Annotated in this window: 21 protein-coding genes; 11 read left to right on the forward strand and 10 right to left on the reverse strand. The window is 63.0% G+C overall.

Annotated features, from left to right (window positions below):
- Nucleotides 1-124 precede the first annotated feature (124 nt).
- Complete coding sequence (locus C8J98_RS09395; protein WP_146171608.1) at nt 125-751, forward strand: AraC family transcriptional regulator; 627 nt, start codon at nt 125-127, stop codon at nt 749-751.
- 3 nt (nt 752-754) lie between these two features.
- Here the strand turns inward: C8J98_RS09395 and wrbA are convergent, their stop codons facing one another.
- A complete protein-coding gene (gene wrbA / locus C8J98_RS09400; RefSeq protein ID WP_107912928.1) occupies nt 755-1354 on the reverse strand; it encodes an NAD(P)H:quinone oxidoreductase in 600 nt (199 codons plus the stop codon).
- Between the two features lie 73 nt (nt 1355-1427).
- On the opposite strand from wrbA, the gene C8J98_RS09405 reads away from it, so the two are divergent.
- The 3 genes from C8J98_RS09405 (at nt 1428) to C8J98_RS09415 (ending at nt 3451) form a co-directional block, all read left to right on the forward strand.
- Nucleotides 1428-1700 carry a hypothetical protein gene (locus C8J98_RS09405; protein WP_107912929.1) on the forward strand — a complete coding sequence of 91 codons (273 nt, stop codon included), beginning with the start codon at nt 1428-1430 and terminating at the stop codon, nt 1698-1700.
- 148 nt (nt 1701-1848) lie between these two features.
- Nucleotides 1849-2838, forward strand: a complete 990-nt coding sequence (locus C8J98_RS09410) for a hypothetical protein (RefSeq protein WP_107912930.1) — start codon at nt 1849-1851, stop codon at nt 2836-2838.
- Between the two features lie 49 nt (nt 2839-2887).
- On the forward strand, nt 2888-3451 hold the full coding sequence (locus C8J98_RS09415; protein ID WP_107912931.1) for a hypothetical protein: 564 nt from the start codon (nt 2888-2890) through the stop codon (nt 3449-3451).
- Nucleotides 3452-3453: 2 nt separating this feature from the next.
- Here the strand turns inward: C8J98_RS09415 and C8J98_RS09420 are convergent, their stop codons facing one another.
- Complete coding sequence (locus tag C8J98_RS09420) at nt 3454-5019, reverse strand: alpha-amylase family glycosyl hydrolase (RefSeq protein ID WP_107913065.1); 1566 nt, start codon at nt 5017-5019, stop codon at nt 3454-3456.
- A 163-nt stretch (nt 5020-5182) separates the two neighbouring features.
- Here C8J98_RS09420 and C8J98_RS09425 point away from each other — a divergent pair, with 163 nt between their 5' ends.
- The 3 genes from C8J98_RS09425 to C8J98_RS09435 all read left to right on the forward strand — a co-directional run bounded on the left by C8J98_RS09425 (nt 5183) and on the right by C8J98_RS09435 (nt 8289).
- Nucleotides 5183-6838 (forward strand): alpha-amylase family protein, encoded by a 1656-nt coding sequence (locus C8J98_RS09425; RefSeq protein WP_107912932.1) that lies wholly within the window; start codon nt 5183-5185, stop codon nt 6836-6838.
- A 103-nt stretch (nt 6839-6941) separates the two neighbouring features.
- The gene (locus tag C8J98_RS09430; RefSeq protein WP_107912933.1) at nt 6942-7709 is read left to right on the forward strand and encodes a helix-turn-helix transcriptional regulator; all 768 of its coding nucleotides are present in this window, start codon (nt 6942-6944) and stop codon (nt 7707-7709) included.
- Nucleotides 7710-7839: 130 nt separating this feature from the next.
- Nucleotides 7840-8289 (forward strand): MarR family transcriptional regulator, encoded by a 450-nt coding sequence (locus C8J98_RS09435; protein ID WP_107912934.1) that lies wholly within the window; start codon nt 7840-7842, stop codon nt 8287-8289.
- On the opposite strand, the gene C8J98_RS09440 is transcribed toward C8J98_RS09435, so the two are convergent.
- Complete coding sequence (locus tag C8J98_RS09440) at nt 8286-8915, reverse strand: homoserine/threonine efflux transporter (RefSeq protein ID WP_107912935.1); 630 nt, start codon at nt 8913-8915, stop codon at nt 8286-8288. The two genes, C8J98_RS09435 and C8J98_RS09440, sit on opposite strands and share 4 nt — an antisense overlap.
- Nucleotides 8916-9062: 147 nt before the next feature.
- Here C8J98_RS09440 and C8J98_RS09445 point away from each other — a divergent pair, with 147 nt between their 5' ends.
- Nucleotides 9063-10367 (forward strand): nucleoside transporter C-terminal domain-containing protein, encoded by a 1305-nt coding sequence (locus C8J98_RS09445; RefSeq protein WP_107912936.1) that lies wholly within the window; start codon nt 9063-9065, stop codon nt 10365-10367.
- A 3-nt stretch (nt 10368-10370) separates the two neighbouring features.
- Nucleotides 10371-11219, forward strand: a complete 849-nt coding sequence (locus C8J98_RS09450) for a PfkB family carbohydrate kinase (RefSeq protein WP_107912937.1) — start codon at nt 10371-10373, stop codon at nt 11217-11219.
- Nucleotides 11220-11269: 50 nt separating this feature from the next.
- On the opposite strand, the gene C8J98_RS09455 is transcribed toward C8J98_RS09450, so the two are convergent.
- The 6 genes from C8J98_RS09455 to C8J98_RS09475 all read right to left on the reverse strand — a co-directional run bounded on the left by C8J98_RS09455 (nt 11270) and on the right by C8J98_RS09475 (nt 22724).
- Nucleotides 11270-12049, reverse strand: a complete 780-nt coding sequence (locus tag C8J98_RS09455; RefSeq protein ID WP_107912938.1) for a glutaminyl-peptide cyclotransferase — start codon at nt 12047-12049, stop codon at nt 11270-11272.
- A 470-nt stretch (nt 12050-12519) separates the two neighbouring features.
- Nucleotides 12520-12870 carry a hypothetical protein gene (locus tag C8J98_RS09460; RefSeq protein ID WP_146171609.1) on the reverse strand — a complete coding sequence of 117 codons (351 nt, stop codon included), beginning with the start codon at nt 12868-12870 and terminating at the stop codon, nt 12520-12522.
- A 246-nt stretch (nt 12871-13116) separates the two neighbouring features.
- Nucleotides 13117-13545: a hypothetical protein gene (locus C8J98_RS21935; protein WP_146171610.1), complete on the reverse strand. Its 429-nt coding sequence runs from the start codon at nt 13543-13545 to the stop codon at nt 13117-13119.
- Nucleotides 13546-13617: 72 nt separating this feature from the next.
- Nucleotides 13618-18225, reverse strand: a complete 4608-nt coding sequence (locus C8J98_RS09465) for an RHS repeat-associated core domain-containing protein (protein WP_107912940.1) — start codon at nt 18223-18225, stop codon at nt 13618-13620.
- Nucleotides 18226-18549: 324 nt separating this feature from the next.
- On the reverse strand, nt 18550-21186 hold the full coding sequence (locus tag C8J98_RS09470) for a M1 family metallopeptidase (RefSeq protein WP_107912941.1): 2637 nt from the start codon (nt 21184-21186) through the stop codon (nt 18550-18552).
- A gap of 278 nt (nt 21187-21464) precedes the next feature.
- Complete coding sequence (locus tag C8J98_RS09475; protein ID WP_107912942.1) at nt 21465-22724, reverse strand: SEL1-like repeat protein; 1260 nt, start codon at nt 22722-22724, stop codon at nt 21465-21467.
- A gap of 181 nt (nt 22725-22905) precedes the next feature.
- On the opposite strand from C8J98_RS09475, the gene C8J98_RS09480 reads away from it, so the two are divergent.
- Together C8J98_RS09480 and C8J98_RS09485 are read left to right on the forward strand one after the other, a co-directional pair.
- Nucleotides 22906-23913, forward strand: a complete 1008-nt coding sequence (locus C8J98_RS09480) for a zinc-binding alcohol dehydrogenase family protein (RefSeq protein ID WP_107912943.1) — start codon at nt 22906-22908, stop codon at nt 23911-23913.
- 99 nt (nt 23914-24012) lie between these two features.
- Nucleotides 24013-24372 carry a response regulator gene (locus tag C8J98_RS09485; RefSeq protein WP_107912944.1) on the forward strand — a complete coding sequence of 120 codons (360 nt, stop codon included), beginning with the start codon at nt 24013-24015 and terminating at the stop codon, nt 24370-24372.
- 148 nt (nt 24373-24520) lie between these two features.
- On the opposite strand, the gene C8J98_RS09490 is transcribed toward C8J98_RS09485, so the two are convergent.
- Nucleotides 24521-25282, reverse strand: a complete 762-nt coding sequence (locus tag C8J98_RS09490; protein ID WP_158272661.1) for a tetratricopeptide repeat protein — start codon at nt 25280-25282, stop codon at nt 24521-24523.
- Nucleotides 25283-25363: the final 81 nt, after the last annotated feature.

A 25363-nucleotide genomic window follows, 5' to 3' on the forward strand; every position in this document is an offset into this window, starting at 1 on the left:
TTTTGACCGTTACGGCACGACAGCTACAAGATATTCCTTCGGGGCGGGTTTAACCCTTTGGTATGGGCTTTACAGTCCCTTTGTAGAATTCAGTACACCCCCGCATCGCGACTAGGCTGCAACCGTGGGCAGACCGTCCACGTCCGTTGCCGTGGAGCTCACGCAGATGCGATACGAATCCAACACCTTCGCCGGGACCGGTGGCGCACGTGCCACCGAAGCCATGCACGCCCTTGCGTCGTACGAACCGGACCAGGAACCCACGGTGGCCCGCCTGCTCGAACAGGCCCTGACCGCCGTCGAAACCGATCTCGCCACCACCAGAGCCTGTGTCGCGCGGGTAGCCGCCTTGCTCGATCGCGAAGAAACCCACGCGGAAACGGCGGCCACCGCGGCACGCCGTCGCGTCGGTGCCGGCCTGGCCCCGTGGCAGGCCCGTCGCGTGGCCAGCCATGTCGAGGAGAACCTCGGCTTTGCCATCACCATCGACCACCTGGCCACCATCGCCGGCCTGTCGAGCAGCTATTTCTGTCGCGCCTTCAAGGACAGCTTCGGCGATCCGCCGCACGCTTACATCATGCGTCGCCGCGTGGAACGCGCGCAGACCCTGATGCTGCAGACCCGTGAACCGCTCAGCCAGATTGCCCTGGCCTGTGGCCTTTCCGACCAGGCCCATCTGTGCAACCTGTTCCGCCGCCTGGTCGGACAGAGCCCGAGCCATTGGCGGCGTTCGCAGTGGCAGGAAGCTTAATCGTTAACCGAACAGCTTCGTGGCGACCTCGGCAATATGCTTGCCCTGGAAACGTGCGCCGGCCAGTTCGTTTTCGGTGACCTGACGGGAACCGTCGCTGGCGGCGATGGTCGTAGCTCCGTAGGGCGTACCACCCGTGACCTCGTCCAGCTTCATCTGCCCCTGGAAACTATAGGGCAGGCCCACCGGAATCAGCCCCAGATGAAACAGGTTGGTAATGATCGAGAAGAGGGTCGTTTCCTGGCCGCCGTGCTGCGTCGCCGTCGAGGCAAAGGCGCCGCCGATCTTGCCGTTGAGCGCACCACGCGCCCACAGCGGACCGGTCTGGTCGAGGAAGCTGGCCATCTGCGAGGTCATGCGGCCGTAACGGGTGCCGGTGCCGATGATGATCGCGTCATACGATTCCAGCTCGTCCACTCGCGCGATGGGCGCCGCCTGGTCGAGTTTGAAATGCGCGCTTCTGGCAACTTCTTCCGCAACGGTTTCCGGCACACGCTTGATATCGACTTGCGCGCCAGCTTCACGGGCACCTTCAGCGACGGCGGTGGCCATTTTTTCGATATGGCCATAGGCCGAGTAGTAGAGAACGAGAACTTTTGCCATCGGGGTAACTCCTCTGCGAAAGAATCAGGAAGGGAAAGATAGGCACGCTGTCTGTCCAGGTGAGGTTATTGGTATGTCGTACGCACGAATTGTCGATATCCGCTCCGCCGCCGAAGGGCCGGCGCGGAAGTCCCACGCTTGGCAGGTGCTGCGCGAGGCCGCGCGCGTCGAACCCGACGAAAGCCGCCGCATCGCCTGGTATCGAAACGATCCCATCGAACTCCTGGACCTGCAGACCGCCGAAGTCCTGGTGGCCTCCGGCCGTTACGAAGAGGTTCTCGCCTTCCTGCGCGGGGTGAAAGTCGATCTGGGCCTGGAGATTCCCCACGGTTTCGGCGCGTTCTGACGTGAGGGAGCCGCTTCAGCGGTGATGTGGGAGCCGCTTCAGCGGCGATCCCGCGGCAGCGGGCCGGGTTTCGGCAAGCACCCCTCGCCGATGAATCGGCTCCCACAGGGTAGAGTGTGACCCAGCCAGGGAAGCCGGAACCCCTATCGTGTCGATCGAAGAAGCGCTCACCGCCGAACGCAACGAACGCCTCACTGCCGAGCGTGCCTACGAGCTCTACTGGGCCGAACTGCTCGGCCAGGCCCCGACGTTCACCTGCGTCGGCCACGGCTGCAGTGCGCCGCTCATCTGCGCCTGCCTCGACAAACCCGAGCAGAACCTTCGTATCCGTCCCTACTTCCGCTCGCGCCGGGTGGAAGACCATGCAGCTACCTGCGAGGTGGCCCACGGCAAGGGTGAAACAAAAGCGGAGAAACGGCCGGACGTGTTCGAAGCCGAACGCCCCGCCGACCACTTCCGTTCCCTCCCCGCCGTATCGAAGCCCGACCCAGCCGCAGGCGAAACCTTGTGGGAGCCGCTTCCGCGACGATCCCGCGGCAGCGGGCAAGGGCAAGGCGAGCACCCGATCGCCGATGAATCGGCTCCTACAGGGAAAGGTCCCGCTGCTGGGCTTAAGCCGCGGGCCAGTCATTACTACCGGCTCTCTTCGCTCGTGCAGAAATTCCTCGAGCATCGTCGTGACAAGGACCTTGCCGAAGCGACGGTGGAGATCGGCGGGGAGACCAGCACGTACGAAGCGCTGTTTCGCAATATCTACCGGCAAAAGGTCGCGGACCAGCTCAACACGCGTGCTATCTGGTGGGGCACCGCTTCCTTGCGCGCGACGAAGGAAGGCGGTTACTACCTGCGCTTCTCGCGCCCCTTCCGCCACGAAGACGCCGAGCTCAAGCCCACCATTACGCTCACGGCGAAGGATATCGACGCCTATCCCGTACGCAAGCTGTTGCGTGCAAGGCTGGATAAGATCATCGCGGAAGCGGACGGCTACTGTGTTGTCTTCGTCTGGGCAAAACCCTGGATGCCGAAGGATTCCGAGAAGCCCTTCGTGCGTTTCTACGTGAACAATCTCGATCACATCGACGTACGTGGCCCGGAGATCCTAGAGGAACTGAAGAACACCTCGCGAGTGGGCGATTGAGTCGCCATCCTCCGCCAGATACCCTGACTGATCGAAGGGAAAGGATTCCATGCATCGCCTCATCTCCCGCTTGTTGCTCTCCGCCTTCCTCCTTGCCTCTGGCGTTGCCTTCGCCAGTGGGCCCGTCATCGTCACGATCAGTCCGCCGCCCAAGGCACAGGATGCAGAACGCGGCTTTATCCAGGTGCGTATTCGCAACGAAGGCACGACGCCTGTCTACATGTTCGGGCCGGTCACGCTGGACCACATGTCATTCGTAAACGTTCTATGCATCCGCGATGCGTCGGGCCGCGCTGCCGAGCAACGCATCAACCCCGGCCACCTGGTCTACGAACCCGAGGCCTTCGTCCGCATCGACCCACGTGGCGAATTGCGCAATACGGTCGATCTGGACTACGCCTACGCACTTCCGGACGGCCCTGTCGACATCAGGTATTCACCGCAGTCGTTCTTCGACCGGCCACAGGGCAGGTCGGCCGGGGAGGACGATCCGCCCGGGCAGACAAGCAGCAACACCTTGCGAATCTGGATCAATCGAAGCCTGCTCCGTCCAGCGAGCGACCATCCCGAATGGCAGCCTGAGATTTCGAAGAACATCGACTGCCAGCCTTGAGGTCAACGCCGGTAAACGCGAGCCTCTCCTGCACGAAGTACGTTTGGAGACGAACCTGTCACAGTAGAAATCATCAGGGTGCCGGGCGCGGCTACGGGCAACTTGCTGTCGGCACCGGTGAAATTGAGCGCTACGACATAGCGCTCGTTACCGTCGCTACGTTCGTAAACCATCACCGCATCGTCAACGGCGAGAAGCTGGAAGCTGCCGACGCTCAGCGCACGATGTTCGCGACGCAACCGAAGCAAGGTCTTGTAGAGCGACAACAACGAACCGGGATCGTCCGCTTCGCTGGCGACATTGCACGTGGCGACATGATCGCCGACCGGCAGCCAGGGGATGCCTCGGGTGAAGCCCGCACCTTCACGCGGGAACCAGCGCATCGGCGTGCGCTGCGGATCGCGACCGAGGCCCTTGCCGGGCTCGTTGATCTCAAAGGGATCACGCACCCGCTCCGGGGTGATTACCACGTCGTGCATGCCGATTTCGTCGCCGTAGTACATCGTTGGCGTGCCGCGCAAGGTCAGCAACAGCACGGCGGCGACGCGAGCCTGAAGATCGCCTACCCGCGAAGCGATACGCGGCTTGTCGTGATTGCCGAGCACCCAGTTGGGCCAGCTGCCCGGCGGCAGCGCGGCCTCGTAACGCTCCACCAGGCTGGCGATGTAGCGCGCGTCCCACGGCGCGCCGATCAACAGGAAATTGAACGGCAGGTTGGCGCCATCGAGGTTCTCGCCGTAGTAAGCGACGATCCGCTCCAGTGGCAGATAGAGTTCGCCGATCAACACGCGCTCCGGAAACTCGTCGATTACCTCACGCATGGCGGAGACGATGCCGAGCACTTCCGGCAGGTCAGACGTGTACACGGGAAGAAACCGGTTCGCTTGCGAATCGACGCCTTCGCGGTACGCCGGGTTGATCGGGTTATCGCGAAACTGCGCGTCCTTCATAACGTGGTACAGCACGTCCACGCGAAAGCCGTCCACGCCGCGGCGCAGCCAGAAGCGCATGGCGTCGTACATCGCTTCGCGAACGACGGGGTTGCGCCAGTTGAGGTCGGGCTGCTTGTCGAGAAAGAGGTGCAGGTAGTACTGGCCCGTGGGCGGGTCGAAGGCCCAGGCGCTGCCGCCGAAGTTCGACAACCAGTTGTTCGGCGGACCGCCACCGGGCGCCGGGTCCCGCCAGAGGTACCAGTCGCGGAAAGCACTGTCGCGCGAACGGCGGCTTTCGCGGAACCAGGGATGTTCGTCGGAGGTGTGGTTCGGGACGAAGTCGAGGATGAGCTTGAGGCCGAGTGCATGGGCGTCGGCGATCAGGCCGTCCATGCTCTCCATATCGCCGAATAGCGGGTCGATGCCTCGGTAGTCGCTTACGTCATAGCCGAAATCGGCCATGGGCGAGGGGAAGATCGGCGAGATCCACAGTGCGCGGACGCCCAGGCCGGCCAGGTAGGGGAGCTTGGCGCGGATGCCTTCGAGGTCGCCGATGCCGTCGCCGTTGGCGTCGGCGAAGGAGCGGGGGTAGATCTGGTAGATGACGCCGTCTTGCCACCAGAGGGGTTGTGTCATGCCCGTACCTTGTTGGTCGGTGAGTGCGTCGCTGCGGGACATCGCCGATGAATCGGCTCCTACAAGGAGCCGGTGTCCACAGAGTGTTGGGGCGAATGTGTAGGGAACGCCTTCACGCTGAAGCTCGTAGGCTTTGCTCCAACCTCGTGGACCGGCTGCCGTCATGATCAACGACCTCTGGTACAAGAACGCGATCATCTATTGCCTTTCCGTCGGCACCTTCCAGGACTCCAACGGCGATGGCATCGGCGATTTCCAGGGCCTCGGCCGGCGGCTGGATTACCTGCAGGGCCTGGGCATCACGGCCGTCTGGCTCATGCCCTTCCAGACCTCGCCATGCAAGGACGGTGGGTACGACATCAGTGATTACTACAACGTCGACCCCCGCTACGGCACGCTTGGCGACTTCGTCGAATTCACCCACGCGGCGCATCAGCGCGGCATGCGCGTGCTGATCGATCTGGTGGTGAACCATACCTCGGACCAGCACCCCTGGTTCCGTGAAGCGTGTCGCGATCCCGACTCGAAATACCGCGACTGGTACGTGTGGTCCAAGACAAAACCTGCCAACGCGAATGAAGGCATGGTCTTCCCCGGCGTGCAGAAAAGTACCTGGAATTACGACAAACGCGCCAAGGCCTGGTACTTCCATCGCTTCTACAATTTCCAGCCCGACCTCGACACCTCGAACCCGTATGTGCAGGCCGAGATCCTCAAGATTATGGGCTTCTGGACGCAACTGGGTGTATCGGGTTTCCGCATGGATGCGGTGCCCTTCGTCATTTCGACCAAGGGCGCCGACGTAAAGAAGTCACAGGAACAGTTCGACATGCTGCGCTCGTTCCGTGAGCTGCTGCAGTGGCGCCAGGGCGACGCGATCATCCTGGGCGAAGCGAATGTACTGCCAAAGGATGACCTCGAATACTTCGGCGACGACGGCGACCGTTTGCAGATGATGTTCAACTTCCAGGTGAACCAGAACCTGTTCTACGCACTGGCCGCCGCCGACGTGCGGCCCCTGGTCGGCGCGCTGGAGAAGACCAGGCCCAGGCCGGCCACGGCACAATGGGCCATGTTCCTGCGCAACCACGACGAACTCGACCTCGGGCGGTTGACCAGGCGTCAGCGCGAGCGCGTCTTTGCCGAATTTGGCCCCGACAAGGACATGCAGCTCTACGACCGGGGCATACGCCGGCGTCTTGCTCCCATGTTGCGCAACGATCGTCGTCGCCTCGAGCTGGCGTACAGCCTCATGCTGACCCTGCCGGGCACGCCGGTGATCCGCTATGGGGACGAAATCGGCATGGGTGACGACCTCTCGCTACCCGAACGCGAGTGCGCGCGCACCCCGATGCAGTGGTCCACCGAGCGCCTGGCCGGCTTCACCGATGCACGGCGCGCGGTGAGCAAGGTCATCGGCGAGGGTCCCTTTGGCTTCGCCCATGTAAACGTCGCCGAACAGCGTCGCGATCCCGGTTCCCTGTTGAACTGGATGGAACGTGTCATCCGCATGCGCAAGGAGATCCTCGAGGTGTCCTGGGGCGACTTCGAGGTGCTCCCCCTGGACGACAACGCGATCCTGATGATGCGCTACACATGGCGCGGAAATTCGGTGCTTTTCCTGCACAACCTTTCCGACGCGCCCTGCGAGGCAGCCTTCACCCTCCCCGAGCCTCTTATCAACGTTTTGTCGGACGATCACAGCGAACCCGAGGGGCGGGGAAAGCACCGGATCCTGCTGGAACCTTATGGTTACCGCTGGTTCCGCGAGGGCGGGCTGGGCTACATCCTCCGGCGAAAAGAAGTCGACGGGGTGTGATATCCATGTGTTGCATAGGTGACATACCCCATTAGGGGGTAGTCGCCGATCCTTGCGTGCGCAATGCTTCAATCCACATCCGATTTCCTACGAGGGTCGGCTCATGTATCGCGCCGAAGCAGCCTGTCTCGCCACGTCCCCGCGTACTTCAACCGTCATCGTCGACCTCGCGCAGCGTTCGGCCGCCCTCCAGCGCGGCGACGGACCCCGAGGACGACACAGCCTGCTCGACGAGCTACGCCAGCGCGACGAAGTCACGGAGATCCTGCTCGACGCCGTCGATGGCCTCGAAGACGAGTTGTTGCTGGTGTATCGCGCCAACCGGGCCTCGGACGAAGGCTCCGGCGCCATTCTCTTTCGCCGGCAGCGCCCCGCCGGCCTCGAAGCGGTGCACCCGCCGGCCGTGCACACCCTGGCCCAGGTCCTCTTCGACAGCCTTCGTGCCGAAGCGCCGAACGTGCCCCTGCTCGCCCATGTCGCCCTTGCCCTGAGGGCCATCCTTCCCTGCGCGCCGGCGCGGGACGATCCCGGCGCGCAGCGCGGCGGCCTCGCCAGCTGGCAGGAACGCCGGGCCATCGCCTTCATGGAAGAGCGGCTGGATCAGTCGTTTCCGGTAGCGGACGTCGCGGAGGCCTGCGGCCTCTCGGTCAACCACTTCTCACGCGCGTTCCGCCGCAGCATCGGCAAGCCGCCGCACCGCTGGCTGCTCGACCGGCGCATCCAGAAAGCGCAGGACATGCTCCGGATCAACTGCCTCTCGCTGGCGGACATCGCGCTGGCCTGCGGTTTCGCCGAGCAGAGTCACTTCACCCGCGTGTTTACCCGCACGGTCGGCATCCCGCCCGGCGCGTGGCGTCGTTCCGCCGATTGATCCATGCAAACACGGGCCGGAAACGCCAAACGATTGTGCTTTCAGTCAATCCATCATTTCATCCGCTGCGTATGCTGGTCTCGACATCACGCGGCAGGAAACCACGTATGACCGCGGTACCGGCAGGCTCATGAGCGTCGACGATGACAACAGTGGGGCCGCGCTCGGTCTGGGCCGCGACCTGATGCTGGCCGGCTCGCGTTTACGCGATGCCGTCGGCCGCCGCGCCCAGCGCGAGTTCGGCATCACCGCCCTGCAGAGCGACATGCTCCTGCTGCTGACCACACGCGGCAGCATGATTTCCACCGAACTGGCGGCTGCCTGCGGCGTCAACGCCAGCACGGTGACGCATGCGGTGGATGCCGGCATCGAGCGCGGCTTGATGCGCCGCGTGCGCAACGAAGCGGACCGCCGCCTGGTCGACATCGGCCTGACCGTGGCCGGTAAGCGCATGGCCGAAAGGGTTCGCGCCCTCGTTGCCGACCTCGCCCGCAGTGCGCTCGAAGGCCTGGGCACGCCCGACCTGGCCGTCCTCGCGGAAAGCCTGGCCCAGGTGACGAAGAACCTCGAGAAAGACTAGGCCGCGCGACGCCCGAAGATCAGGTACAGCCCGAACAGGGAAAAGATCGCCCCTGCCCCGCCGTCGATCCAACGGCTCGCTCGCACATACCCGCGGCGCATGGCCGGCAGGGCGAAGATCCCGGCGACCACGGCGAACCAGAGCATCGTTTCCACGGTGACCATGGCCCACAGACCCCAGCGCGCTCCCGCGGTCATCGCATCGCCGACGAAGGCCGAGAAGATGGACGCGAAGTAGACCGCCGCCTTAGGGTTGGCCAGGTTCGTCGCCAGACCGCGCATCAGCGCCTTCCAGGGGCTGGAATCCCGCACATCCACCGTGGGCGCCACGGCGCCGGGCTTGGTCCGCCAGGCGGCCCGGAGCAACTGGAAGCCCATCCAGCACAGGTACGCGCCACCGAGGATAGCGATGCCCCGCTGCAGCCAGGCCAGCCGCTGCAGCAGTACGTGCAGGCCCAGCAAGGCCAGGGCCGCCCAGGCGGCAACGCCCAGGGCGATGCCGACGACGCCGGCCAGGGCCTCGCGTCGCGAGCGGCTCGCCGCCAGCTGGGAAACGAAGAAGAAATCGGGCCCCGGCGTGATCAGGGCGACGATATGGACGAGGGCGATGGTCAGGAAGAGGCTCATCCCCGAAGGGTAGCTCAGGCCCGTCCCGGCGCCAATTTCGCGGGCTACCTTGCCCGATAAGTCCACCTCCCGTAACCTCCCGTCTCTCAACGAGTTCACGAAAAGCGGTCACGGGGCTACCCCCGGCCTTCATAGGGGTAAGTCACGATGCTGGGTCTGTTGGGCCATGTAGGGTTTGGCCTGTTCGGTTTGGCGATGCTTATCGCCATCGCCTTCTGTTTTTCGAACAACAAGCGGGTCGTCGACTGGAAGCTGGTCGCGACCGGCATCACCCTGCAGATCGCCTTCGCGGCGGTCGTGCTCAAGGTGCCGCTGGGCCGCGATGTCTTCGACGCCATCGCCACCGGTTTCGTGCACCTGCTCGACTATGTCGACGTGGGTTCGCGCTTCATCTTCGGCAGCCTGCTCGACAGTTCCAGGTTCGGCGTGATCTTCGCCGTGAAGGTGCTGCCGACCATCGTCTTCTTCGCCTCGCTTACCGGCGTGCTGTACCACATCGGCGTGATGCAGCAGATCGTCAAGGGCATGGCCTGGGTCATCACCAAGGTGATGCGCGTGTCCGGCGCGGAAACCACCAGCGTCTGCGCCAGTGTGTTCATCGGCCAGACCGAAGCACCGCTGACCATCAAGCCCTATATCGAGCGCATGACCCAGGCCGAGCTCATGACCGTCATGATCGGCGGCATGGCGCACATCGCCGGCTCCGTGATGGCCGCCTATGTGGCGATGCTCGGCGGCGACGATCCGGCGATGCGCATGTTCTACGCCAAGCACCTGCTCACCGCTTCGGTCATGGCCGCGCCGGCGACGATGGTCCTGGCCAAGATCCTCGTACCCGAAACGCAGGAGCCGCTCACCCGCGGCACCGTGAAGATCGAGGTCGAGAAGACCACCGCCAATATCATCGATGCGGCTGCCACCGGCGCGGGCGACGGCCTCAAGCTGGCCATGAACGTCGGCGCCATGCTGCTCGCCTTCATCGCGCTCATCGCGCTGGTGAACGGTCCGGTGCAGTGGTTCGGTACGCTCGGCGGCGAGCACAGCCTCAACGCATGGCTCAGCGCCGTCAACGGCCACGAAATCAAGCTCAGCCTCGAGACCATCTTCGGCTGGGTGCTCTCACCCATCGCCTGGCTGATCGGCGTGCCCTGGCAGGATGCGACTCTCGTCGGCAGCTTCATCGGCGAGAAGGTCGTCATCAACGAGTTCGTCGCCTATGCCGACCTCGCCAAGCATCTCGACCAGTTGCTGCCGCATAGCCGCCTCATCGCTACATATGCGCTGTGTGGCTTCGCCAACTTCTCGTCCATCGCGATCCAGATCGGCGGCATCGGCGGCCTTGCCCCGAACCGTCGTGGCGACCTCGCCCGCCTCGGCCTGCGTGCCGTGCTGGGCGGCTCCATCGCCACATTCATGACGGCGACCATCGCTGGCGTGCTCGAGCAGTTCTGAGGCATGACCGCCGTACGTCTTGTTGTCGTCGGCGGTTACAGCGAAGAAGAGCGCTGGCAGACAGCGCAGCTTCCGCGCAATGGTGAACCTGCGTATGCCGATGCTTTCGAGCGTCGGCCAGGCGGAAAAGCCTTCCATCAGGCCGTGGCGGCGTCCCATGCGGGTGTTGCTGTCGGACTTATCGCCGCCATCGGCGATGACGTCATCGATCCCGCCGGCTTGCCGCCCTTGGTCGATGCGCGCTGGCAGATGACACCGGGCGTGCGTACCGGGCGTACGGCGCTGATCGTCGATGCGAAGGGACAGACGATTTCCGCACTTTCGTCGGGCGCCAACGATCATCTTTCGATGGAGTTCGTTGCCACGCAGTCGGATCTTTTCGATGTGGCGAAAGTGCTGCTGATTTCTGCCGAGGCGAACATCGATACGGTAGCGGCGACGCTGGAACTCGCCGGCTCGAAACGCCTGTTGCGGATTCTCGATCCGGGCCCGCTCCCGCCCGCACTTTCGGTCCGCGAATTCGCGAGCACCGATGTCTTGCTGCTAAGCCTGCAAGAGTTCGCGCGCTGCGTCGGCCGCTTCCTCTCCATCGACATCACCGCGACCACGGTGACCGGCATGGACGACACCACCATCAACGCCCTCGCCCGCCGCCTCTGCGCCGGCACGGTGGTCGTCTCCCTCGACAAGAGCTGCCTGGTCTCCCACGGCACCGACCGCCACGGCGACAACGCGGATGTCTACCGCGCCGGCTCATGCGGCCTTGGCGACACCTTCAAAGGCACCCTCGCCGCTAAACTAGTCAACGCCAAATGCTTCCGCGATGCCCTGACCGCGGCTTGCGTAGCGTAACCGCTTTCCTGTGGGAGCCGCTTCAGCGGCGATGCCCTCCCCACCAAAACCTACCGCCCAACCCTAACCTCATAAACCGCCTTCCACCGCTTCCCGGTAACGAAGAGGCGATCCCGCCCCGCATCGTAAGCAATCCCGTTGAGAACATCGTTCTCCGGATCCCCCACCGTCTGCGCCTGCACCAGCTTCGTCATATCGATCCACCCCACCACGTGCCCCGACTTCGGATCGATCTCCGCAATCCGCGCCGTCTGCCACACGTTGGCGTAAATCTTCCCCTTCACCCACTCCAGCTCGTTGATCTGCTGCAACGGCACGCCATTCGCCGTCACGCTGATCGAACCGGTCTGTGTAAAGGTTTGCGGATCCAGAATGCGAATGACCGGCGTCCCGTCGCTCATGTAGATGTGGTCGGCATCGCGCGTCATCGCCCAGCCTTCGCCGGGATAGCGAATCTGGTCGATGAGCTTGAAGGTCGCCTTGTCGTAGATGAAGCCGACACCTTGCTGCCATGAGAGCTGCAGGATGCGCTGGTTCGAGGCAATGATGCCTTCACCGAAGTAGCCTGCCGGCGTGTCGCGCCGCTGGACGACCTCGCCGGTTTCCGCCTTTACCTTGCGCACGCCCGCGCCTTCGAACTCACCGGTGCTTTCGTAGAAGTAGCCGTCTTCGTAGAAGAGGCCTTCGGTGAAGGCGGTGGGGTCGTGGGGGTAGGTGTGGATGATGCGGTAGGGGTGGATGGGGATGTTGTCGGTGTGGGCGCAGGCGGCTGGGACGAGAGCGATCGACAGGCAGGCCCACAAGGTTTTGCGGGCGACGGGGTGATTCATTGCGAAGGGTCCGGCGTTCGGTGGTGAGCAGTTTAGACGGATTGGTCGTCCGTCTTCACCTCGACGTCGGGCCCTCCGTCCGCCGGAGGACAGATGGCGTAGAACTGGTGCAGCGTCGCTTCGTCGATTATGCCCTTGCGATGCAAGATGGCCAGATCTCTTCGTAGCGACTCAATGATGTCATTCACTCTTCAAACTCTCCCTCCCTGATCCGTGCCGCCGCACCATTTGTAGACGAACTCGCGCTCGCTGACGGATTGCGTTTTGGCAATCAAAAGGAGCAGTGACGACATTGAAAATTTCATCGCCCTTCGCCACACGAACGGAAACGATATGGCGTTCGTGCACTACACCCTTCTCGTCACTGCCTACCAGCAACCAGTTCCAAACGACATTGTCCGACGCCCGATCGATGCTCTCCGTTCGCAGGAAAGTAAATCGAGTAGAACTGGCGAAGCGACCTAGAAGCGTCAATCGCGAAGCCTCAGTTCGAACACTGTCGGGTTACCGAGTTGAGCACCGTCGGTACTCGACTTCTTAAGAAGCACCTTCACACGCCCTCCCTTCTTCGAGCCGGTCAAGCTCGCGGTGTATTCGACGCGCGTGAACGCCCTTGAGGCGTCGACCGTCTCAAGTATGTGGAACACCTTAATGTCTTCGTCGTTAACGATCCCGAAAGCATCAAGAACACCTTTGTCTCCAACGATCGCCTGTTTGACCGCTATCATTTTCGGGTCAAAGAGGTAGTAGATCTTGAGCGACGACGCCACTATCACGCCTGACAATAGCGCCCAAAGCATGAATCGCAGGATCCGTTTCAAATGGATCCTTACCAATTCGAGTAACTCCCCGCTTCAGCGCTAAATGACACACCGAATCGCACACCAACTTTATTGAACTCCTTTTCAATACCAATGGTTGGCGTCGGTGCGATCGTGTATCCGTTAGGAATCAACGACGATACAAATGCTGTCAATGGCGTAATGTGACGGAATAACTTCCATTCACGCCCTGGATCATACCGCTCATTCATTGCCTTCTATTGCCTAACGTAACCCGGAAGGTTCTCAGCGACCATCATTGAGCTCTCGAAGCATCGATCCAGGGGGTGCATTCGCATCGACGACTCCGTTCCTTAGCTCAACACGCACCTCATCGCGTGGAATTCCTTCCGGAACCTTCCGCTGCACATTCGCAGCGGTGGCATATTCGACCACCACTTGGAAAGAATTTACCCAACGCACATTTACACCGAAAGCGCTGGAATTTCTTGACGCGTCGTAGAGGGTGGCCGATACCATGGGCGAGGTGCATCCCTCTCCCACTGCGACAACACAGACATCGTACCAATAGGACGTCGTTGCACCAGCACCCCGCTCAACGACAACAGCTTCGTGACGACCGTCCGGGGAGGCAATCCGCACGACTTCGTCACCCTTGTCGACGCAACCTCCTGCAAGGACGACTACGACAATCATTAATCGTCGAATGATCATGTTTCTTCGTACCCCATGTAAGTCGTCGCGGTAGCAAAACAAGTGCGGTCATCACAGCCCGTTCAACTGAAGCTATTTCCAATAGCAGTTGTCGTACCACCATATTCCATTGTAAATCTGCTGCTGATCGAAAGGGTCATCGCCATACGGTGTACTTCCAAAGGGACCACCATCCTTAGCCTTATGATTGCCGGACCGGGTCTGTGCCCAGCCGGCGGCTCGCTGAAGTACTTCCGACGGAATTCCAACTGCACTTCCGACAACACCATAATGAAAGTTGCCATAGTCGGTAAATTCCCGACCTTGTTGCTTCATGTCCCATGCACCGTTATTTCGAACAAGTTCGTAGAACGTTCGGTACTTCAACGCAGCACCTATACCGCCAGTGACGCTCGATATGGCTTTTAGATTGAGCATCGCAGCCACATTGCTGTTGATATCCACGTTCGAAGGAGCCAACGGAACGACCGATTCGCAGTCGCACAAGCCGAGAGGATCGACTCGCATATACGGATTGTTCCCGACATACCCGTATGTCGATATCCCACCCGCCAAACCAATCGGGTCGCTCTGAACATACCGCCCACTGGTCGGATCGTAGTCACGCCACCCGTTCTGAAAGAGCCCCGTCACAGCGTCATAGCGCTGCCCCGGGAAGCGCATGTCGAAGACGTACTTCGTACCGTCCTTGTCCGGATCTTCGATCGGCGCGTCGTTGCCAAAGGAGTCGTCGACAATGCGCCATTGCCAGATTGCCTTGTCAGTCGCACGATCGATGACAACGCGTGGCGTGCCCAGATGATCGGCCTGGATGTCGCGAATGAGCTCGCCGTCGAGCGCGGCCACCGGCAAGTTATCAAGCCAGACGACCTGTCGGATCGGACGGCCCGCGCCGTCGTAGTCACCGAGCCAGTGACCGGCTTCGTCGTGCAGGGAGACAGTCGTTTGGCCGGCGATGTAACGTGCGACCTGCTGCCCGAACGGACTGTAGGCGTAGTTCATCTCCACAACGCCGTTGACCTTAGCCTGGCTCATGCGGCCGCTGGTGTCGTAAACGAATTCGCGCTCTCCGATTCGGGTGGTGTTCCCAGTGGGGTCGTACTCGCGGACCACCTTGTTTGCCATGAGAAGGCGATGGCTGTCCACCGCGTACTCGTAGCGCCGGACCGTGAACGGCAAGCTCGTCCATGACGTGCGATTGCCCGTCTTGTCGTAGGTGTACTGCTCCATCTTCCCATAGGGATTCTCGGGCGTGGGCTCAAGCGATCCCGCTGTTTCGACACGCGAGGCACGATCGGGGAAGATCGGGGAGACGATGTCGCCCGCCTTGACCTCGGTGATGAAATCCGGACCCTCATAGGTCAGCTTCACCTTCAGTCCGTCAGGCCGGTCGTCGTGCATGTCGCTTGGATTGCCACTCGCATCGTAGAGCCGCTGCACCACGCGGGTGCCAGCGGTCCAGCCGACGAGGTGGCCTGGGGCGTCGTGCTGCACTTCCGTGAGGATCGGCTGCGCGGCACTGCCTGTGAGCTGGGTGTCAATCCCGGTCACCTGACCCGCCACGTTGCGCGTGTAGGTAACGCGTCGACCATCAGGATAGGTCACTGCGGCAAGCCGACCGGCGGCGGTGTAGGCATAGTGCAGATCCAGGCGCACGCCGCGCGTGACCTGGGTCTTCTGAACGACGCGTCCCGCGAAGTCATAGCAGAAGCTGGTGCCGCCGTCTTTGTCGGTGACCGTGCTGAGGCGACCCATGGAGAAATTGGCGTCGGCCGCGCAGGTCGTCGCAGGCGCGTCGTAGGAGAAGACTGCCTTCGTGGCGTCGCTGTAGGTCGCCTGGGTAAGGCGACCAAGCGGATCGTACGCACGCTGCACTTGACGCTGGTCCGCCGGGGTCTCCTTGACTGGCTGCCCGTTAGCATCGTTCTCCAATGCCGTGTCACCCGTATCGGGACTGCGCTGCCAGAGTAGGTCACCCAGGCCGTTGCGAAGGTAAGCCGTGGACAGCCCCTTGGGATCGATGACGGTCTTCACCTGGTCGGTACCGTCATAAGTCACTTGGGTTTTGCCAACTGCGTCGTATCCGATCTCGATCTCGCTCGCGCGGCCTCGCGGATCTCGGCGCACGGTCTCCTGGTAAAACGCGTTGCCATGGCGACCCAGGTAGCGCCCACTGGGGTCGTAGGTGAAATACGTTGAACCTACGACAGGACTGGCGACCCGACTAAGCATGTCGTGCTCGTCGTACTCGTAGGTGTGAGTCTGATCTTGCGTGCCATCGGCGCGGAGGTAGGTTTCCTTAGCGATGAGACCCTTGCCGTTACGCTCCATCACGCGGCGGTTGCCGAGCGCATCGGTCTGCTCGATCAGTCGATGGGCGGCATTGTAGTGATGAGTGAGTGTTGTGCCATCCGCGTCCGTCAGAGTTTCGATATCGCCGTTGGCGTTGTAAGCGATTCGCGTGATGATGTCCTGCGCCGAGGGGTGGCCATCGCGATGGGCGCGAATGGCAACTTCCGTCGGCCTGCCTATCGCATCGTACTTCTGGTCGGTGCGCACGCCGTTGGCATCGGTGCTACTGAGCACGCGCCCCGCGCCGTCGCGAGCCGCCACGGTGACGACGTGGCCCAACGCATCGGTAACGGTGTGTAGGTCGCCCTGGCGCCATGGACAGACCGCGGGACCGGTCGCGCAACCCGGGGCCTCACTCGGGTGATACGCGTAGCGAACGATGTCATCGCTGCCGGCTAATGGGCCATCTATCGTCACCACGCGCCCAGCTGTGTCATAGGTGTAGCGGGTAACACGTTCCGCCGGCCAGGGCCCTGCCGAAGCATCGGCCGCGTCAGCAAGACCACCCTCCCGCTGCTCAAGAAGATTACCCTTTGCGTCGTAGTCGAACGTCGTCCATTGCACCCCGTTGTTGATACGGATGGGCTTGGCGAACGCGACATGCCAGGTGGTTTTTACGGTACGCGCGACGGATGTTCCATCTGCCTCGGTGCGTTCGATCTCCAGTTGCCGGTCGGCGTCGTAGCGATACGTGGTCGGCACGCCGAGATAGTCGGTTTGTCGTGTGACGAGGCCACCGCCGAGGTAGTCGAACGTGCGGACAATGTCATTGTCACGAAAATACTCCTTGCGTTCGCCGAGCCGCGCCTGTCCGCTCACGTAGCGAGGCGACCAGGTTTCGCCAATGACATCGTCTTTTCTGTGAATGGTGATCGTGTCGCGATTACCAGCGACCCTGGTCTCCTCCAGGCCGCCGCCGTGGGAGGAGCGAATGGCGTGGTTGCTCGAACTGTAGTGGAAGGTTGCGAAGCGCTTGCCGTCGCCGGCGACGATCCCGGTGAGCTTATGGCTCGGTGTGCCGCCCATCGCTGCCTCATCGTAGAGGTAGCTTGCGCTGCGGCCATCCGGATACGTGACCTTGACCAGGTCGGCGTCCAACCCCTCGAGCAAGTCACCACTGTAGTTATAGCGCAACCGGCCGCCGTCGGGCTGGTCGACGGTCTCCAGGCGACCGAGCCGGTCGTAGCTGAGAACCAACGCGCGACCCTGCCGGTCGGTGACACCCACCAACACCGTGGCCTTCAGGCCAATTCCCACGGTAATCTCGCCGTACTGCAGGGAGACCATGTTGCCATTCGGGTCGGTACGCGATCGCAAGCGGCCCTTGTCGTCGTAACGCTCCACCGTGAGGTTGGACCAGGTATACGCCCAGCCTCCGTCCGGATGCTCCGTCAGGGTGCCGCGCTCACCTTCTGTGGGAATGAAGGCCTGGCCTTGTTTGACAAATCGCGTTTCATTGCCGTCCTCGCGCACCAGATGCAGCGCCGTGGAGTAAATGAGGCCGCTAGTATCGTAATAAGGACGACGTACAAAGGCACGATCCCAGGAGTGACGCCACCGAGCCCCTATGCGCGCGCCGGCCGGGTACCGAACACCTGCCTTGCCCAGCGTGCTGTCCAGCGAAAAAGCACCGCTGTGGTAGGTGCGGGCGAACACAAGCCCGGAGGCCGCCGGACCTGCGTAATCGACCACCGTCTCGATCTTACTCATGGTAAGGGGATTGATGGGGTTGCCGACCGTAGGACTATTGCCTATTGGGCACTGATTGGCGCCGCTCTCCGCCGGCTCACCCAGTGAGGCGCCTTTGGGAAGTGCATCGGGTGACAAGCAGGCGACGGCTTGCTCACCCGTGGTGCGGTCGCGGTTCTCCAGATAGTAGCCATTGTCAGTGACAACAACGGCATCGGTCGGACATGAGCGGACGAGGAATATGCCGCCTTGGACGACGTGCTCAGTCGACTGATTTGAAGAACTCGTCTCGACCACCGTGATATCGAGGACGGAATAGGCACTCTGCTTACCATCTTCACCCTTAACTTCACGAGCGACATGGCCTTTTAGCTCGCAGCTCATCAGACTCGAGTGGTTCGCGCAGTGCTTTTCCACCGCCAACCTGATGTCGTTATCCAGACGAGCACTGTCGTGATGAACATCGCCCTCACCAGCCGGACCGTCGAACGTGGCGGGAACCCGCTGCCCGTCAAGAAACGCAGGAAACGGCTCAGGCGGAGGTGGCTCCGCCGCGTACGCGGCACCCGAAAGAAGTGCGAAATGAACGGCGATAGCCAGCGCGTTGCGGCGCTTGCGAGATGTTTGAATATGCGACATGACCTGCCCGACATGTGATGGCGAGGGCGCACGGTAGGGGTCGGGTGGTCGTCAGGGATATGGAAGGATTCTGAAAAATTCGACCGAACGCTGATACGCGGGCGTGGCTCACACTTACGTGTGGGCGGGGCTTACAGCGGGGTGATTTATCGCTGTTCCCTTACGTAGGCGCGAGCACCCTTCGCCGCTGAAGCGGCTCCCACAGGGAGCAACCCCCACCTCTTGCGGCGAAGCCGCTGGGACATGGCCGCGCAGCGGCTTTCCTTTCAGGCATAAAAAAACCGCCGACCCGAAGGCCGGCGGTGTCGTTACCTCAAACGTTGATCAGCCGTTCTTCTTCAACCACGCGTCCACCGCCGGCAGGCGCTGCGTGCGCACCATGTTGCGGTAGCGGATGTTGGCCACAGCCGTTTCGGCATCGCGACGCGAGGTCGGGGCGATGTTCTTCTCAGCGAAGGCCTGCAGCTTGTCGATGGTGGAGAGTTCGAGCGAGCTGGCGGCGAGCAGCGGGTAGTAGCGCGATGAGGAGGTCGAGTCGACGAAGGTGTTGACCTTGTCCTTATTCGCCACGGCGAAGTCGAAAGCCAGTTCCGGATGACGACGGGCCACACCCGAGATCAGGCCGGCGCTATTGGTCTCACCGGCTTCGCCGGTCAGGGCCAGGTCGAGCGCACGCTGTGCCAGGGCGGCGTCATCTGTCTGCGCGAGCAGGCCGTAGAGGCGGTCCTTCACCAGCGGGGTCTTCTCCGCCTTGGCCGCTTCATGCATCTTGTCCCACGTGGCCGCGTCGGCATGCTGGGCAACAACGGCAAGGATCACCTTGCGCAGCTCGGCCGGCATCTGGTTGGCTTCGTAGCGATGACGCGCCTCGGCGATGACCTTCGCATCACCCAGGCTACCGAGCGAAGCGATGAGGGTCGAGCGCAGGATCGCGACCGGAGCCTCTTCGCCCGCCTTCGCATCCCAACCCACCTGCGCGAACTTCGGCGACAGCCGTGCAATGGCGTACTTGCGCAGCACGGCCTGGCGCTTGGCATCGCCCTGGTAATAGGCGTCGAGGGCGGTGAAGTCGTGGGCGATGTCGTCCCACAACTGCGGCGGGGCGTCGAGCGGCGCGACCTTGATGAGGTCGAGCACGTCGGAAGCCGGCTCGAGGCCGGCCATGCCAAGCGCCCAGACATCGGCGAACACGCCGAGCTGATCGATCGGCTCGAGCTTCGCAAACGTGCCGGTCAGCGCCTTGACCTGCGCCGGCTGGTACAGCGTGCGGAAGTAACCCGTCTGGCCGGCGTTGACGAGCACCGGCGCGCAGCCGGCGACCGTCATCGTGCCCGCGCCATTCTCGAGCAGCGTGGTCGAGGCGGTGCCACCGACGGTCTTCGCGATCACCGGCACGTGCCAGGCGATCGCCTTCTTGTCTGGGCGGTCGCGGGTGAACTCACCCTGCGACAGCTTCAACGTGGTCGAACCGTTGGTGCAGGTGACCGATTCCACGCGCACCAGCGGAATGCCCGGCTGCAGCGTGAAGTCGTGCGCGATCGTGCTCACCGGCTTGCCGGCGGCCTTGTCGATTTCCTTCCACAGGTCGTTGGATACCGTGTTCGAGTACGCATGCGCCTTGATGTATGCCTGCACACCCTTCTGCCATGCATCGGGACCGACATAGGCTTCGAGCATGCGGATCACGGACTCACCCTTGGAGTAAGTGATCTGGTCGAAGGCCTGGCTGGCCTGCTCCACCGTGTCGATCTTCTGCACCACCGGATGCGTCGTCGCCACGGCGTCGCGATTCATCGCGACTTCGCGGGTGGACACCGCTTCGAGGTTGGTGTGCCACTCCGGATGCAGGCGCTCGGTGGTGCGCGACGCCAGCCACGAGGCGAAACCTTCGTTGAGCCAGAGGTCGTCCCACCAGCGCATGGTCACGAGGTCACCGAACCACTGGTGCGCCATTTCGTGGGCGGCGGTGTTGAACACTTCCTGCTTGTCGGCCTGCGTCGAGATGGACGGGTCGAGCAGCAGCGCGTATTCGAAGGTGTAGATGGCGCCCCAGTTTTCCATGGCACTGAAGAACTGGCTCTGGCCCGGCGACGCGATGTTGTCGAGCTTGGGCAGCGGGTACGGCACGCCGAAATACGCGTTGTATTCCTTCAGCACATCCTTGCCCGTATCGAGCGTGAACTGCGCCTGCGAGGTGAGGCCCTTCTGCGTGATCACGCCGATCTCGACGCCGTCGGACATCGTCGTGGCACGATCGAACTCACCCACGCCGAAGAACAACAGATAGGTCGACATCTTCGGCGTCTGCGCGAAGGTCACCTTCTTCAGGCCGTTACCGAGATCCTTGCTGGAAGCGACCGGCATGTTGTTCACCGCCATGTCGGCGGCCGGCACGGTGGCATCGACCGTGAAGGTGGCCTTGTACGCCGGCTCGTCCCACGAGGGAATGAAGCGACGGGCATCGGAATTTTCGAACTGCGTATAGAGCGCGCGCTTCTTGCCGTCGCTCTTGGTGTCGTAGTCGATCGCGAACAGGCCGTTGGCCTGCGTGCCGATCTTGCCGGTGTAATCCATGGCCAGGCGGTAGCTGCCGGCGGGAATCGCGTGGTCGAAGGTGAAGGTCACCGTCTGCGCTTCGGCATCGATGGCCACCTTCGGCGCGGCGAACTTCGCCTTGCCCTTGGTCGGCATGAGGGTGACGTTGGCGAACGTCATGTCTTCCGCGTTCAACGTGATCGACGGCGTCGCGTCGAGCACGTCCACGGCGATCGCGACCTTGCCGTCGAAGGTCAGCTCCTTGGCATGCGGCACCACGGATACGTCGTAGTGAGTCGGACGCACGCTACGCGGCAGCTGGGTGGTGGCGAGCTGGTCGCTGGTGTCGGCGACCGGCGCGGCAAAGGCCGCGGTGGTCAGGCCAGCGAGCGCAAGGGCGATCGCGGAGACGAGAGGTGTACGCATGGTGGGGGTCCCAGGGGTGCGTCGCCCGGCCGGCAGCTCCGGCGGAGTCGATTACCCGGATGCTGGGGCACCCGGCGGGGCCGGAGAAGCGCCGGAAGTCATGGGCGCAGGATTTTGCGAGCTGGAGAGCATCGCCGCTGAAGCGGCTCCCACAAGGGGGCGACGGGGCTTCTGTGGGAGCCGATTCATCGGCGATCCCGCGGTAGCGGGCCGGTCCACGACAAGCACCCATCGCCGATGAATCGGCCCCTACCGGGCAGAGGAGCGGGGGACCGGCGTTACCAGAGCTTCCACCAGCTGCGCTTTTCCAGGCGGCGCATGGCTTTCAGGTGGCCACGCTTGGCCGCCTTGCGGTACCAGGCACGGGCGATGGCGCCGTTGCGGGGCACGCCTTCGCCGCGCTCGTGCAGCAGGCCCAGTTCGAACTGGGCGTCGGTGTGGCCGTGGCCGGCGGCCGAGCGATACAGGCGCACGACCTCGCCGAGGTTGCGGGGCACGCCGCGGCCGTTGTCGATCATCTGTGCCAGGGCGTATTGCGCAGGCACGTGGCCGCGCTCGGCGGCCAGGCCCAGCCAGCGCACGGCTTCGGGTTCGTTACGGGCCACGCCGTCGCCCGAGGCCAGGCGCTGGCCGAGGAGGAACTGGGCCGAGGCGTCCTGCGGGCCGATCTGGCTGATGCGTTCGGAAGCGGAGCGTGAGCTGGACCCGGTGACCTCGTCGGCGGCCGCGGCGCCCATCCCGGCCAGGCGCTGCTTCGCTTCGCTGTCGCCCTGCTCGGCCGCGCGACCCAACCAAAGGCGGGCCTGGTCCCGGTCACCAGGCAGATCGCTGGCTTCGAGGTACATCGTACCGAGGGTGAACTGGGCGATGCTATTGCCCAGCTCGGCGGCGCGGCGAAAGTGATGCGCCCCCATCACGGCATCGCGGGTCACGCCGACGCCGTCGACATACATGCGCCCGAGGCTGCACAGCGCGTCGCCGAAACCGCGTGCCTCCGGTTGCCCGCGCTCCACGGCCTTGCTGTAGAAAGCGAACGCAAGCTCGGCATCGCGCGGTACGCCGCGACCGAAATAGTGGGAGACCCCGAGGTTCACGCAAGCCTGTACATGGCCCTGATCGGCAGCCAGACCCCACCAGTGCAGGGCCTGCACGCGGTCGGCAGTGACGCCGTGGCCTCGCGCATAAAGGGTGCCGAGCGCGCACTGCGCTTCAACCAATCCGGCCTCCGCAGCGCGGCGAAACCAGCCAGCGGCCTCGAAAGGATCGCGCGGCACGCCCGTGCCCTCGGCATAGTGCACGCCAAGCCGGTACTGGCTTTCCAGGTGTCCCTGTTCGGCCGCACGGCGAAACCAGTGCACGGACCGGGTGCGGTCCTGGGTGATGTGCTCGCCCTCGAAATACATGGTGGCCACGCGAAACTGGGCCTGCACGTCGCCGAGCTGGGCATCCCTTTCCAGGGAGCCAAACCGCTGCAAGGCATCCATTTCCGCGGCGAACCGACGGTCGCCCAGCAGCGTACCTGTCTTCGCTTCCGACATCCCGTTCCCCTGAAAACGCCTGCCGATCGTGCGCGCATCATAGGGGGATAAGCGGCCGGAAGATATCAGCTTTTTGGGCAGGCCATTTTCCACGTGGCAATGAAACTGATCACGCGCCCGGGCGGTTTTTCCCCGGTCTGCGGAGGGGGATCCTAGTCACCTGCCCAACGGAGAAGCTCCCATGAAAGCCATCGTCTACACCCAGCACGGCCTGCCCATCGACGACACCCATGCCCTGGTCGAGATGGACTTGCCGCGTCCGCAACCGGGCCCGCGCGACCTGCTCGTCGCCGTGCGGGCCGTTTCGGTCAATCCCGTCGACACCAAGCTCCGCGCCGGCGTACCGGTGACCGAACCCCGCACGCTCGGCTTCGATGCCGTCGGCAGCGTGGCCGCGGTCGGCAGCGAAGTCAGCCTGTTCAAGGAAGGCGACGAGGTGTTCTACGCCGGCTCGATCCTGCGTCCGGGCAGCAACGCCGAATTCCAGCTGGTGGACGAGCGCATCGTCGGCCACAAGCCGCGAAGCCTGGACGACGCCCATGCAGCCGCCCTGCCCCTCACCGCCATCACCGCGTGGGAACTGCTGTTCGACCGGCTCGGCGTTGCCGAGGGCGGCGGTGACGGCGAGTCCATCCTGATCATCGGTGCCGGTGGCGGCGTGGGTTCCATCCTCGTCCAGCTGGCCCGCCGGCTGACCCGCCTCAACGTCATCGGCACGGCTTCCCGCGAGGACACGGCGCGCTGGGTGCGCGAGCTCGGTGCGCATCATGTCATCGACCACGGCAAGCCGTTGGCCGCGCAACTGTCCGCACTTGGCGTCACCACCATCGACCATGTCGCCGGCCTCACGCACACCGCCGACTACTACGAGCAGATCGTCGAGATCCTCAAGCCGCAGGGCCGGTTCGGCATCATCGACGACCCCGCCACGCTCGACGCCATGAAGCTCAAGCGCAAGGCCATTTCACTGCACTGGGAATCGATGTTCACCCGTTCCATGTTCACGACGCCGGACATGATCCGCCAGCACGAACTGCTCAACCGTGTCGCCGCGCTTATCGACGATGGCACGCTGCGCACCACGCTCGGCGAGAACGTCGGTAAGATCAACGCCGCCAATCTCCGCCAGGCCTACAAGCTCGTTGCAAGCCACAAGGCCAGGGGCAAACTGGTCCTGGCCGGCTGGTAAGCGTGCCGCGGGGACGACGCACCTTGACATAGGGTTCACGCCGGACCCGCTATCTGCCTCGCCGATATTCCCGTCGACTACCTCGTGAAGTGCCCGTCCATGACCACAGATAAACCCCTCGTCATCCTGCTCGTAGAGGATGACCCTGCCATCCGCGAGATCTCCGCCATGATCCTCGAGGACGCAGGGATGACGGTGCACACCGTCTCCAGTGGCGACGAGGCGGAACTGTGGCTGCAAACCGGCAAGAACAAAACCGACGTGCTGTTCACCGACGTACGCATGCCGGGAAAGATTTCCGGGCAGGACCTCGCCACGCGTCACAGCGACATGCACGTGCTGGTGACCTCGGGCGAAGCGAAGGAGCAGCACGACTGGCTGCAGGAGAACATGGCTTATCTGGCCAAGCCGTATGACAGGAAGACGTTGTTGGCGGCTGTCAGGGATATTGCTGCCTGAGGGCTGTCGCGGCGTGAGGGGAAAGCATCGCCGATGAATCGGCTCCCACAAGGAGCGGGTTTCGATCCGTGTGGGAGCCGATTCATCGGCGATGCCCTTGCTCCTGTGGGAGCCGATTCATCGGCGATGGGTGCTCGCGAAATTCTCTCTACTTACCCACAACCGGCACCTTCCCCGCCCGAATCCCCTCCAGCCCCGCCTTCGACTTCGCATCGTCAGGCTTGAGCCTCAGGCACGCCCCATAGGCTTTCTCAGCCTCGTCATACCGCTTCAACTGAGCCATATCGAACCCCTGCCCGCCATACGCCCGGCAGAGAAAGTCGTTCTTCTCGGCGTCCGGCCACGTATCCATCAGGTCGATGTTCCTGATCGCCGCGCGGTAAAGCTTGAACGAGTCGTCATAGCGACCCTGGCGTTGATTCACGAACGCAAGCTCGCCCAGGTACTGCGAATCCTTCGGCGAAAGCGCCAGCGCCTTGCTAAGTTCGGTCTCGGCCTCAGGGTAACGGCCCATGTCGCCATAGGCATACCCGCGCGCCCAGTACGCCATGCCCCAGGCCGGCCCGATGTTGATGATGCGCTTGCCATGCCCCGGGGTCTTCTTGTCACCCTTCGCCAGCGACGCGTAGTTGGCACTCAGCGCCGGGCCGCGGGGCGAGTAGACCTGGTCGGGACTGTTCGCGTACTGCCTCTCGAGGCGGCTGGCGACATCCGACAGGGGACCGTCGATCGCCGCCTGCAACTTCCCGTCCTTGATCATGTTGATGCCGTCGGCGACTTCCTTGTCATCGCTGTTCTGCTTGATGACCTTCGATGACTGCGGCGTTTCCCTCGGCGGCAGCGCGGCCGCACAGCCCGCCAGCGACACCACCAGACATGCGACAGCGCCGCGCTTCCATACCTTGGGCATTGTGGGAATCCTCATCGTTAATGAGGCGGAGCTTGCCACAATCCTCGTGAATCGTTGCTTGTAGAAATTTACCTGTCTCCA

This window comes from Luteibacter sp. OK325 (assembly GCF_003050935.1).
Taxonomy (GTDB): Bacteria; Pseudomonadota; Gammaproteobacteria; order Xanthomonadales; family Rhodanobacteraceae; genus Luteibacter.

What these genes read in the sequence shown, in the direction of transcription:
- wrbA (WP_107912928.1), bottom strand. Translation starts at nt 1,354, where the DNA reads ATGGCAAAAGTTCTCGTTCTCTACTACTCGGCCTATGGCCATATCGAA.
- C8J98_RS09405 (WP_107912929.1), top strand. Translation starts at nt 1,428, where the DNA reads ATGTCGTACGCACGAATTGTCGATATCCGCTCCGCCGCCGAAGGGCCG.
- C8J98_RS09415 (WP_107912931.1), top strand. Translation starts at nt 2,888, where the DNA reads ATGCATCGCCTCATCTCCCGCTTGTTGCTCTCCGCCTTCCTCCTTGCC.
- C8J98_RS09420 (WP_107913065.1), bottom strand. Translation starts at nt 5,019, where the DNA reads ATGACACAACCCCTCTGGTGGCAAGACGGCGTCATCTACCAGATCTAC.
- C8J98_RS09425 (WP_107912932.1), top strand. Translation starts at nt 5,183, where the DNA reads ATGATCAACGACCTCTGGTACAAGAACGCGATCATCTATTGCCTTTCC.
- C8J98_RS09430 (WP_107912933.1), top strand. Translation starts at nt 6,942, where the DNA reads ATGTATCGCGCCGAAGCAGCCTGTCTCGCCACGTCCCCGCGTACTTCA.
- C8J98_RS09435 (WP_107912934.1), top strand. Translation starts at nt 7,840, where the DNA reads ATGAGCGTCGACGATGACAACAGTGGGGCCGCGCTCGGTCTGGGCCGC.
- C8J98_RS09440 (WP_107912935.1), bottom strand. Translation starts at nt 8,915, where the DNA reads ATGAGCCTCTTCCTGACCATCGCCCTCGTCCATATCGTCGCCCTGATC.
- C8J98_RS09445 (WP_107912936.1), top strand. Translation starts at nt 9,063, where the DNA reads ATGCTGGGTCTGTTGGGCCATGTAGGGTTTGGCCTGTTCGGTTTGGCG.
- C8J98_RS09450 (WP_107912937.1), top strand. Translation starts at nt 10,371, where the DNA reads ATGACCGCCGTACGTCTTGTTGTCGTCGGCGGTTACAGCGAAGAAGAG.
- C8J98_RS09455 (WP_107912938.1), bottom strand. Translation starts at nt 12,049, where the DNA reads ATGAATCACCCCGTCGCCCGCAAAACCTTGTGGGCCTGCCTGTCGATC.
- C8J98_RS21935 (WP_146171610.1), bottom strand. Translation starts at nt 13,545, where the DNA reads ATGATCATTCGACGATTAATGATTGTCGTAGTCGTCCTTGCAGGAGGT.
- C8J98_RS09465 (WP_107912940.1), bottom strand. Translation starts at nt 18,225, where the DNA reads ATGTCGCATATTCAAACATCTCGCAAGCGCCGCAACGCGCTGGCTATC.
- C8J98_RS09470 (WP_107912941.1), bottom strand. Translation starts at nt 21,186, where the DNA reads ATGCGTACACCTCTCGTCTCCGCGATCGCCCTTGCGCTCGCTGGCCTG.
- C8J98_RS09475 (WP_107912942.1), bottom strand. Translation starts at nt 22,724, where the DNA reads ATGTCGGAAGCGAAGACAGGTACGCTGCTGGGCGACCGTCGGTTCGCC.
- C8J98_RS09480 (WP_107912943.1), top strand. Translation starts at nt 22,906, where the DNA reads ATGAAAGCCATCGTCTACACCCAGCACGGCCTGCCCATCGACGACACC.
- C8J98_RS09485 (WP_107912944.1), top strand. Translation starts at nt 24,013, where the DNA reads ATGACCACAGATAAACCCCTCGTCATCCTGCTCGTAGAGGATGACCCT.
- C8J98_RS09490 (WP_158272661.1), bottom strand. Translation starts at nt 25,282, where the DNA reads ATGCCCAAGGTATGGAAGCGCGGCGCTGTCGCATGTCTGGTGGTGTCG.